The organism is Bifidobacterium favimelis (assembly GCF_037963085.1).
In the GTDB taxonomy this organism is placed as follows: Bacteria; Actinomycetota; Actinomycetes; order Actinomycetales; family Bifidobacteriaceae; genus Bombiscardovia; species Bombiscardovia favimelis.
Window position 1 is genome coordinate 1,352,329 of record NZ_JBANDZ010000001.1, and the last position, 18,409, is coordinate 1,370,737.

The window sequence follows — 18,409 nt, forward strand, 5'->3', positions numbered from 1 at the left end:
CGGGGCCCGGAGGGATTACCTCCCTGTCCGCACGGGGCCTTCTTCCACCTGTCTGCCCATATTCCTCAGGGCCTTCCCGGTCACCACCACATGGACAAGGATGAGGACGATGATGACGGTCCCCGTGGCTATCAGATAGTCGGAGTAGATTTCGTTGACCGCCCGGTCCTCGGCCGGCCCCTCGGCAAGGTAGAGGAAGAAGATGAAGCAGGCCGAAAGCAGCGAGGTCATGAAGAGGGAGCACAGGGTCAGCGCCTTGGACCCCCTCGGCATCGCAACCCTGTCGACCCTTGAGGTGCACAGGAGCATGAGTGAATAGACGAGGAGGAAGAAGACCACTCCCGCCAATGGGATGATGTCGATGACAGTTGAATCTTGCATGGTTCCAATCCATATCCGGCGGAGGGCGGATCTCTCCCGCCTTCAGTCTCCGCAAGGATATTGACGTTCGAATCCGCAGGGGCTGCGAATCTGGTCCGCCCTTCCGGACCTTCCCCTCGATGGTATCAGATGGCTTTTCACCGGGAAAAGGCCTGCGCCCCGACCTGTAGGATGGTCGGGGCGCAGGCCTGTCAAGGGGAGGGAGGAAAACCGCTCAGGCCTTCTCCAGGTCCACCTGGGGCTGGGAGACCCCATCCGAGGCCCTGACCTCCACACTGGTGGCCAGGGTCTCCCGGGCTATCAGGTCACGGAACCGTTCGGTCCTCCCGACCTGTGAGGCCGGCATGGTCAGGGTGAGGCAGATCCTGTCGGCTATGTCCAGACCGGCGGCCTTGCGGGCATCCTGGACCTGACGGATGAGGTCGCGGGCATGGCCCTCGGCGATCAGGTCGTCGTCCAGCTCGGTGTCAAGGATGACGAAGCCCCCTGTGGGGAGGGGGGATGATGCACTCCTGTCGGCATCATGCCCGTCCGCCTGCTCTATCCTCTTGTCCAGCTGGTACTCACCCTCTTGGAGGGGCACATCACCGGATGGGGTCGAGACGACCACCTGGCCCTCCTCCTCCCGCCAATGGCCCTCCTTGGAGGACCTGATGACGGCCTGGACCTGCTTGCCCAGCCTGGGGCCGGCCGCCCTGGCGTTGACCTTGAGATCGTTGATGATGCGCAGACCGCGGTCCTGGGCCTGGTCCAGGGTGCAGAACTCCACCTTCTTGATGTTGAGCTCGGATTCGAGTATGTCCACATAGGGCATGGCGGCGGCCGGATCCTCCACGACGACCGTGAGGAGCGAGAGGGGCTGGCGGACGCGGATCTGCTGGTTCTTGCGCAGGGAGAGGGCGGAGGAGACCACCTCACGCACCTTTTCCATGGCGGCGACCAGGGCCGGGTCGTCCTTGAGGACCCCTCCCAGTTCCGTCTCCTGACCGGTGGATTCTTCAGCCACGAAGGGCCAGTCGGTCAGGTGGACCGACTCGCCTCCCGTCAGGCCCCGCCAGATCTCCTCGGCCTCCATCGGGGCCAGGGGTGCCAGGACCCGGGCGAAGACCTCCAGGACGGTGTACAGGGTGTCGAAGGCCTGGTGGTCCTCCTTCCAGAAGCGGTCTCGGTTGTTGCGGATGTACCAGTTGGTCAGCACGTCGATGAAGTCGGCGACCGCATCGCAGGCATCCGAGATGGCGAACCCGTTCAGAGCCTTCTCGACCGCCAGGACCAGGCGGCGCAGCCGGGCCAGGAGGAAGCGGTCCATCCTGGGCAGCCCTTCCACCTGGTCGGGCCGGAGTTGACGGGCCTCGTATCCGGCCCCGCCATTGGCCGCGTTGGCGTAGAGGGTGTAGAAGTAGTAGGAGCTCCAGACGGGCAGCATGACCTGGCGGACCGTGTCGCGGATCCCTTCGGACGTGACTATCAGGTTGCCCCCGCGCAGGATGGATGAGCTCATCAGGAACCAGCGCATGGCATCGGAACCATACCTGTCGAAGACCCCGTTCACATCGGGGTAGTTGCGCAGGTGCTTGCTCATCTTCTGCCCGTCCGAACCCAGGACGATGCCGTGGCAGATCACGTTCTTGAAGGCCGGCCTGTCAAAGAGGGCCGTGGACATGACATGCATGGTGTAGAACCAGCCGCGGGTCTGTCCGATGTACTCCACCACGAAGTCGCAAGGGTCCCTGTCTTCGAAGTACTGCTTGTTCTCGAAGGGGTAGTGGAACTGGGCGAAGGGCATGGAGCCCGACTCGAACCAGCAGTCCAGCACGTCCGAGATCCTGTGCATGGTCGACTTACCCGTGGGGTCGTCGGGGTTGGACCTGGTCAGCCGGTCGATCCAGGGCCGGTGCATGTTGACCTGACCCTTGTCGTCGGTCGGATAACGCCCGAAGTCCCTTTTGAGTTCATCCAGGGAGCCGTAGACATCCACCCGGGGGTACTTGGGGTCGTCCGACACCCAGACCGGGATGGGCGAACCCCAGAACCTGTTGCGGGAGATGGACCAGTCACGGGCGTTGGCCAGCCACTTGCCGAACTGGCCGTCCTTGACGTTCTCGGGGATCCAGTTGATCTCCTGGTTGAGTTCCAGGAGGCGGTCCTTGATCTTGGTGACGGAGACGAACCAGCTGGAGACCGGCTTGTAGATCAGCGGGGTGCCGCAGCGCCAGCAGTGTGGATAGGAGTGGACGTAGCTCTTCTCCTGGAAGAGGATGGCCCGGTGCTCGGCGGGGATCCGGCCCAGGGGGCCGTCGCCGGCACGCAGGTTGCGGATGATGGGCAGGTTGGCATCGAAGGCCTGCATCCCCTCGTAGTCCGGGCACTCGGAGGTGAAGACGGCACCGACGTCCAGGGGGTCAACGGTCCTGATCCCCTTGGCGTTGAGGGTGTTCATATCGTCCTCGCCGTAGGGGGCCTGGTGGACCAGGCCGGTCCCCTCCACGGTGTCCACGTAGTCCGCGGTGTAGATGGTGTAGGCGTTGGGGCCGGGGGTCCCGCCCTCGGCCAGGGCCTTACCGTCGGCGTAGTAGGGGAAGACCGGCCAGTACCGCCAGCCCTCCATCTGGGAGCCTGTGAGGGTCCGCACCACCTGGTAGTCCTCCCCCAGCTGCTTGGCGTAGTCGCCCAGGCGGGCCGTTGCCAGGTAGAATTTCTTCCCGGCGAAGTCCCCGCTGACCGGCCTGACCTCGGAATACTCGATGTCGGGGCCGACCACGATGGCCAGGTTCGTGGGGACGGTCCAGGGGGTCGTCGTCCAGAAGACCGCGTAGGCATCCTCCTCGTCCCGCAGCTTGACTGCCACGGACACCGTGGTGTCCTGGCGGTCCCGGTAGACGTCCGCGTCCATGCGCAGCTCGTGGTTGGACAGGGGGGTCTGGTCCTTCCAGCAGTATGGGAGGACCCGGTAGCCCTTGTAGGCCAGCCCCTTGTCATACAGGGTCTTGAAGGCCCACATGACCGACTCCATGTAGGGGACGTCAAGGGTCTTGTAGCCGTGGTCGAAGTCGACCCACCGGGCCTGACGGTGTACATAGTCCTTCCACTCGCCCGTGTACTTGAGGACGGAGGAACGGCAGGCGTCGTTGAACTTCTCGATGCCCATCCGTTCTATCTGGTCCACGCTGTCGATCCCCAGCTCCCGCTGGGCCTCCAGTTCGGCCGGCAGACCATGGGTGTCCCAGCCGAAGACCCTCTTGACCTTGTGGCCCTTCATGGTCTGGTAACGCGGAATCACATCCTTGACGTAGCCCGTCAGGAGGTGGCCGTAGTGGGGAAGGCCATTGGCGAACGGAGGGCCGTCGAAGAAGACGAACTCGTTGTCGGCATGGTCGCCGGAGGGCCTGCGGTCCACGGACTTGTCGAAGGTGTCATCCCGGTCCCAGTAGTCCAGGACCTCCTCCTCCATGTGGGGGAAACCGGGGTTGGGGGCCACCTTGGCCGTCGAAGGGCCGGTCACCGCCTTGGGGTACACCTTGTGCCCGCCTCGGCCGCCCGCAACCGGGGACCCTCCGCCCATGCCGGAATCGTCGGAAACGATGGAATCACTCACCGCACACCCTCCTCGTCGCTCATCCACACCTTGACGAGGACGACTGGCAGGAAACCCCTGCCGCCGCGGTACCACCTCGCTTGCCGCAGGGCCGGAAGGCCTGCGACCGCTTCATGAGGGCTGTGCGGGCCCACCCGTCGGGTCTAATGGGAAGGGCATGTGGACACCTTCCGTTCTTCCGAGGGCTCCCCGCTGATGACGGATCCTAGCCCATTACGAATGGATACTACCATCGCCCATGGAAAGAGGGCGGCCCTGTTCACCAGGTGGACAGGGCTGACCGGACCGAACGGCCTCTCAGCGGACCGCCGACAGACCGCCGGCAGACCGCCGGACGCCTCCCACGCAGGGGGATCGCCCTTTGAATCACCACCCGGGCAGATCGTGAGGTCAGGATGCCTCCCCAGGCAGGGGATCGCCCGGATGCGTCACCCCCAGCCCCCCTCGCCGTCCGGGCAGTCGGCCGGGGAACCGTTCAGCACGGCGGAGACGAGGATATGCATCGTGAAGGATAGGGTGCGGACCATGTCGATCTGCCCCTCCTCCCCCTCATCCATCAGCCATTGGAGCTGAAGGCCGTCCATGACCGCCAGGATGGATGAACTGACCATCAGGGCATGGTCCCTGTCAAGCTCCTTCCCCTTCTCCCGGGCCATCTCCACCAGCCAGTCCGCCACCTCCCCACGGAGGTTGGCATACCTGTTCCTGAAGAAGGGGTGGCCGGGGTTCCCCTCGGTGATCGACTCGGAGGAAAGCGTGATGAAGGAGCGGGCTATCTCGGGGTTCCGTGCATGCTGGGCTATGGTCCCCAGGAGGTGGTCGAAACCGGCACCCCCCTGGGGCATCTTCCGGTCGGGAAGGTCCGCCACCTCCTCCGCATCGTTGTACTTGAGGACTTCGATCAGGAGCCGTCGCTTGGAACCGAAGTGGTGGAGGATGCCTGCCCTGGTCATCCCCACCTGGTCGGCTATCTCCTCCAGGGTGCCTTTTGCGGCCCCCTTGCGGCCGAAGACATCGAGGGCGGCCTTCAGTATCTCCTCACGCTTGCGCAGGGTGACCGGCCGGTGCCTGGTGGAGGCCTTCCTGTCGGCCTGGACCCCGTCCATCTTCTTCTGGGTCATGCAAACCTCCCTTACATGTCATCGACGCCCGGAGCCTCCCCGCTCTCCCTCGCCGATTCCGTCAGCCCCTCCAGGCCCCCCGGACCGGACCGGCTGGATTCCGCAGGCCCGGCGGAAGAGCCAGGCCTGCGGATAGGCCACAAGGGATCCGGCGAAGAGGAGCCACAGTGGCCAGAGTCTGGGAAGGAAAACCGGCAGTATACAGATTAGGACGATCAGAAGGAACATGCCTCCGAACTCGAGCACATGCCCAAGTCCCAGCCCGAACGAGGCCTTCAGGAGCCTGCCCAGGGAGGGATCGGCCAGAGCGGGGTCCGCAAGGGAGGGATCCGTCGGCTGGGACCCGCCCCCGTCTTCGAGCCCCAATGCCAGAAGAGGAAAGACGGGCATGGCCGCCAGTATGCAAAAGGCCACGAGGACCATGAAGGGCAGGAGGACCAACTGGGACCCCCTGGTCAGGTCGGCCAGGAGGAAGTAGGCCCCGATCAGGGCGGCAAGGACCGCGACGATCAGAAGCCAGGCCTGCGTGGCCCTGGCCAAACGGGACCTGAAGGCCTTCCAAAAGCGGGCTCCCACCTTCACCGTCCCCTCCTCCTGCATGGAGACGACCACCGAGAAGAGGGCGGTCAGACCGGCCCCCACCGTGACCAGGGGGAGGCAGGAAAGGAGGAAGAGGACGTTGAGCTGAAGGAGCTGCCAGACCCTGTCGAGGAACCTGTAGAGCGGGCCATCCAGGGAGAAGATCCTGTTCATGTCTCCTCCTCCGTGTCCGGCTGGCAGACCAGGGTGGCGGCCGTCCCCGGCCAAAGGGTCAGGTCCGCCCCTCCCTCCCGGCGTGCAGGCCCGAAGCGGACACCCAACCTGAGGGATGCCCTCCGGTCGTTGAAGAGGACGGCCACCTGGCTCCCGTCTGTGTTCCTGAAGGCGACGGCGGGCAGACCCTCGGCCTGGTCCATGCCGATCCGCCGTGCCCCCGGGCGGACGAACCGGCTGAAGTGGGCCAGGCCGTAATAATCCAGGTTGTAGTCCACCCTCCCCCGCCTGCCCACAGTGACCAGGCCCCGGCAGGTGCTGGTCCCGAACCCGGGGACGACGGGTCCTCCTTTGGCATCCAGGGCCAGGTTCCATAGGACCAGGCAGCGGGCCCCCTGACGCATGGCAGCGATACCCGTCTTCATCAGATGGGCGAAGGCCGGGCGGAAGGGGGGTATCCACTGGCCGCCCGACCCCTCGGTGACATAGGCCTCGCAGCCAGGTCCCAGACCGCTGACCAGCCCCTGGGTCTCGGGGGATCCGGCATACCAGTGCCAGGCGATGCCGTCCAGACTCCCCCCGGCCCTGTCGATCAGGTCCAGGGGGTAGTCGGGCCGGTCCCAGTTGTGGTCGTATCCCAGGATCCTCGTGTCCAGTCCGGCCCGGTCAAGGGCGGGTCGCAGGTGGTCGCGTATGAAATCGGCCTCCTGGTCGGCGGGCAGGATCATCCCCGGATAGTTGCCCGGTTCGTAGAGGGGCTCGTTCTGGGGGGTCACCGCATATACGGGGACACCCAGACGGGCATACTCACGTATGAATCTGACGAAGTAGTCGGCATAGACAGGCAGGCAGTCCACCCGCAGACGGCCCCCGATCATGGAGCCACTGGTCTTCATCCAGGCGGGCGGGCTCCAGGGGGAGGCGATCAGTCTGAGCTCGGGATTGAGCCTCATGGCCCACCGGGTCAGGGGGAGGATCGCATCCAGGTCATGACGTATCGAGAAGGACCCCAGTCTCCTGTCCTCCCGCCCAGGTGGCTGGTCGTCATAGGTGTAGAAGTCACGGGAGTAGTCACAGGCCCCCATGGGGTTGCGCAGGACGGACAGGCCGATTCCCCGCACCGGGTCGAACAGACGGTCCATGAGGCCGCGGCGGGCGGCCGGTGGGAGACGATGCGCAACCAGGTATGCGGAGGAGTCGGTGAAGGAGGCCCCGAACCCCATCACCTCCTGGTAGGAGACGGCAGGGTCGGTCCTCAGGAGGACCTGTGGGGCCGGAGGCCGGCAGGAGGAGGGCCTGGCATGGCCCCCCTCGGGTCCGGTTCCGGGATCCAACTCCTGCATCATGCGACCCGGCCCGCCGCTGCGGAATATCCTGACCGGCATCTCCCCTCCTCTTCACGCTCCCGTCGTCCCCCTGGCCTCCCGACCTGGCCCCGCCATCGGCTCAGTCCTTGGGAAGGGAACCCTTGACCCGCTCCAGGTTGGCAGCGATCTTCCCGTCCCGGATCGCGTTGATCTCATCGATCCGGTTGTCCTTCTGGAACCGGTGGTACTGGTCCACCAGTTGTCGGAAGTCCTCCTCCGACCCGCTCCTGATCAGGGAGACCAATATCGTGGACCACTTGGTCTCGATCGCCGAGTTGGAACGGGCCTGCAGGGTGCCCTGGTCCGGGGCTATGTTCTCTATCTCGTACTGGGTGGTCAGCCAGGGTTGGCCGAAGGACTGGATCTGCCTGACGGCATCGGTGAAGGACTCCGGGTTGAGCGCCTTGTAGCGGTCGTGGCCGAAAAGGACGAACTCGGCCATGCGGTATTCATTCTGCCACTTCTTGCTGTCGCTCAGTCGGACCTTGTTGGCCTCGGGTGTCCACCGGACCGTCCCGTCAGGGTCCCGGGTGTAGGTCTTGCCCTCGAAGCCGTAGTTGACCAGCATCTGCCCGTAGTCGCTCAGGAGGTAGGTGAAGACCTGGATGGCCTTGGAGGGGTTCCGGCAGCCCTTGCTGATGAAGTTGATGGTCCATCCGCTCAGGCCGGCATCGGTCAGGGTCGGTTTTCGTCCCTGGGTGCTGCGCACCCCGTCGATGGCGATGTACTGCTTGTCGGGGTTGGCGGAGGCCCAGGTCTGCAGCCAAAGCCCATGGTTTACCACACTGGCTATGAACATGCTGGCGTACTTGCCCGACTGGATCTTCTCGTTGAAGGCGTCGCCGTCATCTGCGAAGGAGTCGTCGGATATGCCTCCGGCGGCATGCAGCTGGCGGAAGGTGTCCAGCCAGGTCAGGTAGTCCTTGTCGGACCTCCTGTCATAGAAGCGGTGGACGGCCGAGGTGGTCGGCACCCCCAGCATGTTCTGGAGGGTCACATCCAGAGAGGAGTTGGTCCCGTTGAATTCGTTGAAACCGAAGGGGATCAGGTCGGGGAACTTCTCCTTGATGGCTTTCATCCCCGCCAGGAAGCCCTCCGGGGTCGTGAAGTCCTGCCTGCCGATGGCCGCCAGGACGTCCTTGCGGATGACGAAGCCGCTGGAGGCGTGGACCGTTCCGTCCTTGTAGTCCTCTTCAGTGTTGGAATAGGAAGGGTATCCATAGGTCTTCCCGTCGTCCTGCCGGTACCAGTCAAGCGTCTGCTTGGCGGTGACCTTGTGGAAGTAAGGGTCGTACTTGTCGGCCAGGTCGTCAAGCGGGTAGGCCCAGTTCTTGGCCGCCTTGACCACGCGGGAGTTGGCGTCCAGGACGGTGACCAGGTCCGGCAGGTCGCCGCCGGCGAAGTAGGTGTTGAGCTTGCTGTCGTCTCCCGTGACGAACTCGATGTCCAGGTTCAGGTCCTTTTTGATCTGACTGGTTATCATGTCCTTGCCGAATGACTTGTTCCACCAGTCGGCGTTGACGTACCACAGGAGCTTGTTGTCCTTGCGGTCGTCGGTCTTCCAGGCCGGCTCGTCCGCCGAGGGCTTGTAGGCCGGGGCCGGCAGCTGGGCCACCGTGTTGGATGTGTAGCTGTTGTCGATCCCGCAGGCCGACATGCCCCCCAGGGCCGCCAGGGCCGTGACCGTGGCGCACAGGGCCCTCAGCCTCTTGCACGCAATCGTTTTCCTTGCCATGAAGTGCTCCTTAGCTCTTGTCGCTCGTATGGGTGAGTCCCGGTCAGCCCTTGACCGCGCCGGCCATGGATCCGCTGATGAAATACCTCTGCACGAAGGGGTAAAGGACCAGGATGGGCAGGACGGTGATGATGATCGTCGACAGCCTGACCCCGCGCGAGGTCGTGTCCAGGACCAGGTGACCCATGTTGGCGTTCTGCGTCGCCGCCTGGGATTGGACGATGATGTCGTACAGGCGCATCTGGAGGGGGTAGAGGGCCTCGTTGTTGACATAGAGCTTGGTGGTCATGAAGTCGTTCCACTGGGCCACCCCGTGGAAGAGGCCGATGGTGGCGATTCCAGGCATGGACAGGGGAAGGACCACCGAACGGAAGACCCTCCACTCGCTGGCACCGTCGATCCGGGCCGACTCCATCAGAGAGTCGGGGATCTGCCTGAAGAAGTTCATCAGGATGATGATGTCGTAATAGCTGAAGAGGGCGGGGATTATATAGACCCAGAAGGTGTTGAGCAATCCCAGTGACTTGATCAGGAGGAAGGTGGGGATCATCCCCCCTGAGAAGAACATGGTCACGATTCCCATGGCCGAGTAAAGCTTGCGGCCGGCCAGGTAGGCCTTGCTCATCGGGTAGGCGAAGAGGGCGCAGAAGAGGGTGTGGCAGACCACTCCCACCCCGGTCTTGGCCACCGAGATGAACAGGGCGTTCCACATGGTCTTGTCCTTGAGGACATAGGTGTAATTGTCCAGTGAGAACTCCTTGGGCCAGAAGGCGACCCCCTCGCCCAGGGCCTTGGAGGAGGAGAAGGAGGAGATGACGATGTTCCACACGGGTACGACGATGAGGAGGGTGAAGACCACCAGGAGTGTGCAGTTGATGATGGTGAAGGCGGCCGAGTTGTGTCGTATCCGCCTGGCCGGGGCGATGGAGCCCTTGTCTTGCATGACTGTTGACATGATCCCTCCTCAGAGCACCGACTGGTTGTCGTTGAGCTTCTTGCTCAACAGGTTGGTGGCCACCAGGAGGATGACCGATATGACGGAGACCCCCAGGCCGACGGCCGTGGCGTATGAGAAGTCGCCCTGGGTCAGGCCCATCCGGTAGACGTATGAGTTGATCACCTCGGCCTTGGGCTGGTTCTGCGAGTTCATCAGGACCAGGGTCTGGTCAAGATTGGAATTGAAGAGGCTTGAGACGGACAGGATCAGGTTGAGCGTGATCATCCCGCTGATTTCGGGCAGGGTGATGTGCCATATCCGTTGCATCTTGGAGGCCCCGTCCATCTCTGCGGCCTCGTAGAGGGAGGGGTCGATGTTGGACATCACGGCCAGGTAGAGGATGGTCCCCCAACCGGCCTCCTTCCACACGTCCGACAGGGAGGCTATGCCCCAGTACTTGCCGGCCTCCAGGAGATAGTTCATGTCGGCATGGAAGCCGAACAGCTGCAGGATCTGGTTGAGCAGGCCGTTGGAGGAGAGCCAGCTGATCATCATGCCGCCCAGTATGATCCATGAGAAGAAGTGGGGCAGGTAGGTCAGGGTCTGCACGATCTTCTTGAAGGGCCCCCAGGGGACCTCATAGATCATGATGGCCAGGATGATGGGGAGGATGAAGCCCAGGACCAGTTTGATGGCGCTGATCCCCAGGGTGTTCCACACGGAATCCCAGAAGTACTTGTCCGAAAGGATGATCCGGAAGTTGTCCAGGCCGACCCAGGGGGAGTCACCTATGGTGTCGACGACGGTGTAGTTTTTGAAGGCCAGGACCAGGCCGTAGATCGGTATGAAATTGAAGACCACCATGAAGAGGAGACCGGGGGCGATCATGGCCTGAAGCTGCCACTGGTGCCTGAATCGGGCGAACCAGCGGCTTATGCGCCCCTCCCCCCTGGATGTGGTCATGACAGGTATGGATTCCATTTGCAACCTTGCTCCTTTCGCCTTCACCGCCCTTCAACATCGAGGGGCGGTCCGGGGGGCCGGACCGCTCCTGCGCGGCCTGCCGCCCCATACGAACCTGGTTGGTTTTCCACTTACGGGATTTATCTTACTCATGAGTAAGTAATCAGTCAAAGCCTGACAGCCTCCAACTTGCGCAGATTGCGAGGTGACTCCGGGGGGAGGGTGCGAAGTGGCTGCAAGGTGCGAAGTGGCTGCAAGGTGCGAAGTGGCTGCAAGGTGCGGAAAAGCGCGAAAAGGTGATGGAAGACATGGCGGCAGCCATGGAGGGCAGACCCCTCCATGGCTGCCGCGCCCAGGGGCCGGGATCCCGTGAAGTCAAACGAATCCGGCCCCGGCGGCCCTGTGTGCCGGCCGGAATGCCGACTGCACAGCCCCGCCAGGGCCGGATTCATTGATTGGATGCTATCGCTGTGAAACCCCTCAGATGGTGTCGGCCCCGGTCACACTGAACCGGACCGCCTGGAGGTCCTCCTCCCGGGAGGAATGCCCGATCAGAAGGTCGAACTCCCCATCTTCGACGACTCGCCTGGCGGAGGCATCGACGATGGAACAGGCGGAGACGGGGATGTCCAGGTGGACCTGGACGGTCTGCCCCGGCTTCAACCCGACCCTCCGGTAGGCTTTGAGCTCCCGCTCGGCCCAGGTGACCGAGGTGACCAGATCCTTGACATAGGCCTGGACGACCTCCACACCCGGCCGGTCGCCGGTGTTGGTCAGGGGGACGCTGACATGGATCACCTGATCCGGGGTGAAGGGCCCCGACCCACCATCGATGGTCGGCTGCCCGTATTCGAAGGTGGTGTACGACAGGCCCTGGCCGAAGACGAAGGCGGGATCCTGGGTCAGGTCGGCATAGCGGGACCCATGCTGCCCACGGATCCGGTTGTAATAGACGGGCAGTTGGCCCACATGCCGGGGCATGGATATGGGCAGACGGCCGGAGGGCTCGGTCAGTCCCAGAATCACTTCGGCTATGGCACGGCCACCCTCCATGCCGGGGCTGGGGGCCCAGATCAATGAGTCGGCCAGGTCGGCCTCGGCCGGCAGGACCAAGGGTTTGGAACTCATCAGGACCAGGCAGAGGGGCTTTCCCTCCTCCCGGCAGACCGCGACCAGCGACCTGATCAGGTCCTTCTGACCTCCCATCAGTTCAAGGGTTGCCGTGGACCGGCCCTCCCCCACCAGCTGGACCAGGTCTCCCACCACGGCCACAACGGCGTCCGCCCTCCTCGCCGCCTGGACGGCCTGGTCCAACTGGGCCTGGTCGGTGGGGGCCGATTGGGCGATCTTGGGCCTGGGCTGACCATCGGGGAAGGTGGGGCCGGCCGGATCTTCGACCATGGTGATGATGTCCGCCCCCTTGGCATAGTCCACCTGCCAACCCTCTGGCAGGAGGGAGGCCAGCCCGTCGCGGACCGTGGTGATCATCTCCCTGGGCTGGCCCTGACGCATCCAGGCCACCTGGCCCGAGGCGCCGGCCCAGTCGCCCAGCTGGCCCTGGGCCTCGTCGGCCAGGGGCCCAACGAGGGCCAACCTTCCGGAGGTGGATGTCTTCAGGGGGAGGGAACCGTTGTTCCTCAGGAGTACTACCGATTCACGGGTCAACTCCAGATTGGCCCTCCTGTGCTCCTCGCAGCCGATGACCCTCGCAATCCTCTCCCTGTCGGGCAGGCGGGGGTCTTCAAACAGGCCCAACCGGAATTTGACCGCCAGGATCCTGCCGACGGCCTGGTCCAACTGGCCCTCCTCCAGCAGGCCGGTGCGGACGGCCTCCAGGGCCCCCTCATAGAACTGCGGCGTGGTCATCATCAGGTCGTTGCCGGCCTTGACAGCATCGGCCGCGGCCCGGGTGTAGTCGGGCTCTATGTGCTGCTCCCAGACGGAACGGCCCACGTTGTCCCAGTCGGTCACCAGCATCCCCTTGTAGCCCCACTGCCCACGGAGCACCTCATCCAGGAGCCAGCGGTTGAAGGTGACGGGTGTTCCGTCGATGGCCTCATAACCCAGCATGAAGGATCCACAGCCCTCCCGTGCCACCCGCTCGAAGGGTGGGAGGAACCAGGACATGAGCTTGCGGTGGGAGAGGTCGGCCTCGCTGGCGTCACGGCCGCCCTGGGTCTCGGAGTAGCCTGCGAAATGCTTGGCGCAGGCCATGATGGCATCCTTGGGAAGGGGCTGGCCGGCCCTGGCTCCCCCCTGGTACCCCTTGACCATGGCCGAGGCCAGGTCACCGATCAGGAGGGGGTCCTCACCGAAGGTCTCGTCCACCCGCCCCCACCGTGTGTCCCTGCCGATGCAGAGGACCGGGGAGAAGGTCCAGTGGACCCCGGTGGCCGAGACCTCCTCGGCCGTCACCCTGGCCGCTTGGCGGACCTTCTCCGGATCCCAGGAGACCGCCATGCCCAGCTGGCTGGGGAAGATGGTCGCGCCGGGCCAGAAGGAGTACCCGTGGATGCAGTCGTCGCCCACGATCAGCGGGATGCCCAGACGGGTCTCCTCGACCGCCATCGTCAGGGCCCTGGGCAGGTCATCCGGGCCGGTGTGGAGGATTGACCCCACATGCCTCCCCTGTATCAGTTCGGAAAGGCGGTCGCCCCTCCCCTCAAGCTGCATCATCTGACCGACCTTCTCCTCCAGGGTCATCCTGGACAGAAGGTCCTGGGTGCGCTCCCCCTCAGGTCGCCCCGGATCCTGGTAGGGCATCCCCTTCAGTGGCCTCTGCCCCTCGCCTGCCGCCTTCGTCATCGTCGTTCCTCCTTGAACCTTCACTTGATTGGTCGAATGTCGTCACTTCTCGTTCACCGCGGGGAAGGGCGCCGGCACGGTCAGGAACCGGCCGCCCTCCCCCGCACCGGGGACCTGCCCCCCGGCTCTTCCTTCACTTGGTCCCGGTCTGCCTGGCGTACTCGTCCAGGAGGAAGGAGGTCAGCTTGGTGCCGTCCTTCCCGGCCAGAACGGAGAAGGAGTTGATAGGCATGCCTGCGAGGAAGGAGGCGGGCGAATCGTCACCTTCGTCCACCCGGGGCAGGCGGCCGGCCTCCCCCTCGGCCTTCATCTTGTCGACGATGGGACCTCCCACCGGGTCATCCTCCCACTCGCGCAGGGTGGACCACTCGTCCAGGGGGAGGCGCTTGCCGTCATCGGGCAGGTCAAGGTCCACTTGGGCACTGATGTCACGGCTGGAGGAACCGACCTGGATTCCGTAGGTGCCCCCCTCCACATGCCAGTCCCCATAAGCCTCCGACCAGTACGCGAAGGCACGTGCGTCCAGGTCGATGGCGATTTCGGCGCTGTGCCCGGCCTTGAGGAAGACCCTCTTGAACCCCTTGAGCTCATGTGCCGGCCGGGAGACGCGCCGGGAGTGAGGTGCGACGTAGACCTGGACGACCTCGGCCCCGTCCACGTCGGACAGGTTGCTCACCCGGGCCTTCACCTGCACTCCGCCCTTCCCGTCGGCCTGGGCGCTGACCCCGTCGATCCTGAAATCCGCGTAGCTCAGCCCGAAGCCGAAGGGGTAGGCCACCTGCTTGTGGAAGGTGTCGTAGTATCGGTAGCCCACGTAGATCCCCTCCCCGTAGTCGACATGCCCTTCCTCTCCCGGCCAGTTGACCATGGTGGGGTCGTCGTCCAGGTCCATGGGGATGGTCTGGGCCAGTTTGCCGGACGGGGAGACATCCCCGTAGATCACATCGGCCAGGGCCTGGCCGCCGTCCTGGCCCAGCAGCCAGGACTCCATGATCCCCTTGGCCTGATCCCTCCACGGTGCCAGGGAGACCACGGACCCGTTGGAGAGGATGACGGCCACGTTCGCGTTGACCCCGGCGATCGCCTTGAGGAGGTCGACCTGCTTGGCGGGAAGGTCAAGGGTGGTCCTGTCGAATCCTTCGGATTCGGCCTCCTCCGGCAGACCCATGAAGAGGAGGACCTTGTCGGCCTTGGAGGCCGCCTCGAGGGCCTGGTCGCTCAAGGCCCGGTCCTGGGCGGCATCATCAAGGGTGAAGCCGGGGACGAAGTCGACGGCCTCCCCCCTCTCGCGGACGGCATCGAGGAAGCTGCTCAACCTGGTCGGCGTGATGTGTGAGGAACCGCCGCCCTGGTAGCGGGGGGTGCGGGCGAACTCGCCGATCACGGCCACCTTCTCCCCCTGTCTCACCGGCAGTATCCCGTCCTCGTTCTTGAGCAGGACCATGGATTCGAGAGCGGCCTGGCGGGCCACCTGGTTGTGGGCTTCCACGTCGTAGCGGTAGCCCTCCTTCCCCATGGCCGGCCGGGCCTTCTCCACCAGGTCGATCATCCCCTGGGCCATCCGGTCCAGCTGGTCTTCGGACAGACGGCCCTCACGCACGGCCTTGACCACCTGGTCGTCGGTGAAACTGGGGGGCATCTCCAGGTTGAGGCCGGCGTTGAGGGAGGCCACCCTGTCATGATCGGCCCCCCAATCGCTCATGACGATTCCCTTGAACCCCCACTCGTCCCTCAGGACCTTGGTCAGCAGCCAGCTGTCCTGGGCGGCGTGGACCCCGTTGACCCGGTTGTAGGCGCACATGACCGTCCAGGGCTGAGCGGTCTTGACGATGTGCTCGAAGGCGGGCAGGTAGATTTCACGCAGGGCCCGCTGACCCACCCGGGCCGACACATGCATGCGGTTGGTCTCCTGGTTGTTGACGGCGAAATGCTTGAGGGAGGTCCCTATCCCCTGGGACTGGACTCCGGTGACGATGCCCGCGGCCTCGTGACCTGCCAGGAAGGGGTCCTCCGACCAGAACTCGAAGCAACGTCCTCCCAGGGGGTTGCGCTTGATGTTGACCCCGGGGCCCAGGATGACCGCCACCTTCTCCTGGATGCACTCCTCGGCCATGGCGCGGCCCACCCGGTCGGCCAGTTCGGGGTCCCAGGAGCTGGACATGCCTGCCGCGGGCGGGAAGCAGGTGGCGGGGACGGAATGGTTCACGTCCACATTGCCCGTGGTGCTGTCGGACTTGCGCAGGCCGTGGGGTCCGTCGGTGATCATGTACCCGGGGATCCCCTTGCCCTCCACCGACTGCAGGTGCCAGGCATCCTCGCCGGATGTCAGGCTGGCCTTCTCCTCAAGGGTCAGATCCTTGACGCTGGGGTATTGTGTGTCGCTCATGCCGTTCCCTCCATGCTTCCTTGCCGGGGACATGCCCTCTTGCATGCCCTTTCACCTTATCTTTTGCGGCCAGCGGGCGGGGCCATCCACCGGCCCACGCGACCCTGCCGGCATCCGGTGAGGCGGGCGGTTTTCGAAGGACCACCCCACCCACTGACCAATTGGTAGGTAGACTAGCATTTTCATAGACTCGACACACCACCGACGCGCGGATTCACAGGTAACCATATGGTTGGTAATCTTCATATAAACAGGCTCTCGACCGGGCGGGGGCCGGGCTCCGGGGGCGGAAAGAGGCTGGGATGGCTGGGAACGAGGGAAGGGGCCGCCGGGAGGACGAGTCTTCCGGCGGGCGGGGGCGGGACAGCCGCAAGGCCATCATCGAGGCGGCGGTCGCCTCGTTCGGCATGAGGGGATACTACGGGACCACCCTGCAGGGTATAGCCGACCGGGTCCACATGACCAAGGCCGGCGTCCTCCACCACGTGGGCAGCAAGGAGGGCCTCCTGCGCCTGGTCATGAGCGAAATATACGACTCAGAGACCAACCAGGTGGTGGACCGCCTGATCAGGGGGACCGACCGCCCCCTCCTGGCCGAGATGTGGCGGCAGGTGGTGGCCATCAACGCCCGGCGGCCCGCCCTGGTCCACATGTTCTCCACCCTGAGCGCAGAGGCCCTGGACCCGCGCCACCCCGCGCACGCCTACTTCGAAGACCGCGAGCGCGCCGGCATAGACACGGCGATGAACGTCCGGTGGGCCCTTCCGGAGGGCACGGACCTGCGCCCCCTCCTCCAGGCGGGGTACAGCATGATGGACGGGATACAGCTGCGGTGGCTGCGCACCCCGGGCCGCGACCTGAACAGACTCTGGGCCGAATGCGAGGACGTGATCTTCCCCCTGCCCACCTGGGAAGGCTACCGCTGACGCACCCTGCCGGTCTTCATGGTCGGCCGGACAGCCCCCCTGCGCATCCGGCGGGGTCGGCCCGTCCGGATTTCCTGATGGCAAGGTGCAACGGCAGGCCGGACTCAGACCTGGAAGACGTCGGGATGGGCCGGGTCACCGGGAAGGTCCGCCAGGGTGTCCTCCAGGCCCAGCAGGCTCCCCCACTCATCCAGGGGTCTGCCATAGGGCCTGGCCTGGGACCCCCTGGCCTGGAGGTCGGCCTTGGCGGCGAAGACGTCGGCCTCGCTCAGCCCGGAACAGAAGTCCACCAGCCTGTCGAACCGGCCCCGGTCGTAGAAGTCGTCACCCACCGCCTTGGTCAACCGGGCGGCACGGGCGATGGGGAGGGAGTCCCAGTGCCTGAGTTCGACGATCTTCTTCAGGCGGACGTCGTTGAAGTGGGTGGACAGGATGTGCGCCGCCTCATAGTCGTTCAGGGGACGGTCAGGATAGACTTCGGCGGCGTTGTCCCTGAAGGCCACCCGGGTCTGCCCGCCCACTGCCATGCCGGCCGCCTCGGGCGTATGGGTCAGATCCACGTACATGAGCGGGGTGGACAGGACATCCACCGCGTAGTCCTCCCAGCCGAAGGCTGGATCGAAGAGTCCAGGTATCAGGTTGGTCCTCTGGAAGTCGGTGAAGTCCCAGATCCGCTGCCTCAGGAGGGGGTAGGGGTTGGGGCCCCCCTCAAAGTATGGGGAGTTCTTGAAGAACCATGAGATCACAGGTCCCAACGCCGTCCCCACACGGAGCTTGGCCACGGCATCAGCCTCATCACTGTAGTCGATGCTGACCTGGGTCGAGGCCGAGCACCTCATCATGCACAGGCCGTATTGGCCCAGCCGGCCCAGGTAGTCGGTCATGGCCGCATAACGGGCCTTGGGGACCACGCGGAGGTCGGCATAGCCGGAACGGGGCTGATAGCCGTAGTTGACCAGGCGGAAGCCCAGCCGTTCGGCGATCGGATCCAACTCCTGGCGGAAGGACTGGTAGAGGTCATCCAGCTCCCCCAGGGTGCGGAAGGGGCCTATGGATGACTCGACCTGGCCCCCCGGCTCCACAGAGACCTCCATCAGATCCCTGCCCAGACCAAGGAGGTGGCCCTCCTCCCAGTGCTCGCGCCCGGGCCGGTAGTAGGGCCGCAGTCCCATGAGGAGGGCCTCGACCCCGTCCTGCCCGTAGTAGCCGGCGGCGCTGTCGTCCGCCGTGCGCACCGGAAGGTGTTCGATTTCGACCCCGTAACGGAAGTCGGCGGACGGCTTGCACCCCGAACGGAAGTAGTCGACCAGGCTGGCCACGTGTTTGGGGTTGACCTGTGCACCCAGATGGGCGTAAGAAACTCTGTGCCTCTTCATCACCCCCTCAGTCTACCCAGCCCCCGGGGGAAACGCGGAGATTCCCCCCTGCGGAGCAATCTCC

Annotated in this window: 12 protein-coding genes; 1 reads left to right on the forward strand and 11 read right to left on the reverse strand. The window is 64.6% G+C overall.

From position 1 onward, the window contains the following. Window positions 1-15: 15 nt before the first annotated feature. From V6584_RS05500 to V6584_RS05545, 10 genes are all read right to left on the reverse strand, one after another. Entirely contained in the window at window positions 16-381 is a 366-nt protein-coding gene (locus tag V6584_RS05500) for a hypothetical protein (protein WP_340469475.1), read from the reverse strand. A gap of 214 nt (window positions 382-595) precedes the next feature. Then, window positions 596-3,943: a mupirocin-resistant isoleucine--tRNA ligase gene (gene ileS, locus V6584_RS05505; protein ID WP_340469782.1), complete on the reverse strand. Its 3,348-nt coding sequence runs from the start codon at window positions 3,941-3,943 to the stop codon at window positions 596-598. Window positions 3,944-4,404: 461 nt separating this feature from the next. Next, window positions 4,405-5,097 carry a TetR/AcrR family transcriptional regulator gene (locus tag V6584_RS05510; RefSeq protein WP_340469476.1) on the reverse strand — a complete coding sequence of 231 codons (693 nt, stop codon included), beginning with the start codon at window positions 5,095-5,097 and terminating at the stop codon, window positions 4,405-4,407. An 18-nt stretch (window positions 5,098-5,115) separates the two neighbouring features. After that, a complete protein-coding gene (locus V6584_RS05515) occupies window positions 5,116-5,850 on the reverse strand; it encodes a DUF624 domain-containing protein (RefSeq protein WP_340469477.1) in 735 nt (244 codons plus the stop codon). Further along, window positions 5,847-7,235, reverse strand: a complete 1,389-nt coding sequence (locus V6584_RS05520; RefSeq protein ID WP_340469478.1) for a glycoside hydrolase family 30 protein — start codon at window positions 7,233-7,235, stop codon at window positions 5,847-5,849. The genes V6584_RS05515 and V6584_RS05520 overlap by 4 nt, the downstream gene beginning before the upstream one ends. Window positions 7,236-7,296: 61 nt before the next feature. Continuing rightward, window positions 7,297-8,952 (reverse strand): type 2 periplasmic-binding domain-containing protein, encoded by a 1,656-nt coding sequence (locus tag V6584_RS05525; protein ID WP_340469479.1) that lies wholly within the window; start codon window positions 8,950-8,952, stop codon window positions 7,297-7,299. 43 nt (window positions 8,953-8,995) lie between these two features. Then, window positions 8,996-9,907 (reverse strand): carbohydrate ABC transporter permease, encoded by a 912-nt coding sequence (locus V6584_RS05530; RefSeq protein ID WP_340469480.1) that lies wholly within the window; start codon window positions 9,905-9,907, stop codon window positions 8,996-8,998. Between the two features lie 9 nt (window positions 9,908-9,916). Next, window positions 9,917-10,870, reverse strand: a complete 954-nt coding sequence (locus tag V6584_RS05535) for an ABC transporter permease (RefSeq protein WP_340469481.1) — start codon at window positions 10,868-10,870, stop codon at window positions 9,917-9,919. A gap of 462 nt (window positions 10,871-11,332) precedes the next feature. After that, complete coding sequence (locus V6584_RS05540) at window positions 11,333-13,657, reverse strand: glycoside hydrolase family 3 N-terminal domain-containing protein (RefSeq protein ID WP_404802604.1); 2,325 nt, start codon at window positions 13,655-13,657, stop codon at window positions 11,333-11,335. Window positions 13,658-13,790: 133 nt separating this feature from the next. Next, on the reverse strand, window positions 13,791-16,043 hold the full coding sequence (locus V6584_RS05545; protein ID WP_340469482.1) for an exo-alpha-(1->6)-L-arabinopyranosidase: 2,253 nt from the start codon (window positions 16,041-16,043) through the stop codon (window positions 13,791-13,793). A gap of 302 nt (window positions 16,044-16,345) precedes the next feature. On the opposite strand from V6584_RS05545, the gene V6584_RS05550 reads away from it, so the two are divergent. Further along, complete coding sequence (locus tag V6584_RS05550; RefSeq protein WP_340469484.1) at window positions 16,346-16,969, forward strand: TetR/AcrR family transcriptional regulator; 624 nt, start codon at window positions 16,346-16,348, stop codon at window positions 16,967-16,969. A gap of 104 nt (window positions 16,970-17,073) precedes the next feature. On the opposite strand, the gene V6584_RS05555 is transcribed toward V6584_RS05550, so the two are convergent. After that, window positions 17,074-18,345 carry a glutamate-cysteine ligase family protein gene (locus V6584_RS05555; protein WP_340469485.1) on the reverse strand — a complete coding sequence of 424 codons (1,272 nt, stop codon included), beginning with the start codon at window positions 18,343-18,345 and terminating at the stop codon, window positions 17,074-17,076. Window positions 18,346-18,409: the final 64 nt, after the last annotated feature.

Bases quoted from the DNA above. Each gene is read 5' to 3' on its own strand.
- V6584_RS05500 (WP_340469475.1), bottom strand. From the start codon at position 381: ATGCAAGATTCAACTGTCATCGACATCATCCCATTGGCGGGAGTGGTC.
- ileS (WP_340469782.1), bottom strand. From the start codon at position 3,943: ATGGGCGGAGGGTCCCCGGTTGCGGGCGGCCGAGGCGGGCACAAGGTG.
- V6584_RS05510 (WP_340469476.1), bottom strand. From the start codon at position 5,097: ATGACCCAGAAGAAGATGGACGGGGTCCAGGCCGACAGGAAGGCCTCC.
- V6584_RS05515 (WP_340469477.1), bottom strand. From the start codon at position 5,850: ATGAACAGGATCTTCTCCCTGGATGGCCCGCTCTACAGGTTCCTCGAC.
- V6584_RS05520 (WP_340469478.1), bottom strand. From the start codon at position 7,235: ATGCCGGTCAGGATATTCCGCAGCGGCGGGCCGGGTCGCATGATGCAG.
- V6584_RS05525 (WP_340469479.1), bottom strand. From the start codon at position 8,952: ATGGCAAGGAAAACGATTGCGTGCAAGAGGCTGAGGGCCCTGTGCGCC.
- V6584_RS05530 (WP_340469480.1), bottom strand. From the start codon at position 9,907: ATGTCAACAGTCATGCAAGACAAGGGCTCCATCGCCCCGGCCAGGCGG.
- V6584_RS05535 (WP_340469481.1), bottom strand. From the start codon at position 10,870: ATGGAATCCATACCTGTCATGACCACATCCAGGGGGGAGGGGCGCATA.
- V6584_RS05540 (WP_404802604.1), bottom strand. From the start codon at position 13,657: ATGACGAAGGCGGCAGGCGAGGGGCAGAGGCCACTGAAGGGGATGCCC.
- V6584_RS05545 (WP_340469482.1), bottom strand. From the start codon at position 16,043: ATGAGCGACACACAATACCCCAGCGTCAAGGATCTGACCCTTGAGGAG.
- V6584_RS05550 (WP_340469484.1), top strand. From the start codon at position 16,346: ATGGCTGGGAACGAGGGAAGGGGCCGCCGGGAGGACGAGTCTTCCGGC.
- V6584_RS05555 (WP_340469485.1), bottom strand. From the start codon at position 18,345: ATGAAGAGGCACAGAGTTTCTTACGCCCATCTGGGTGCACAGGTCAAC.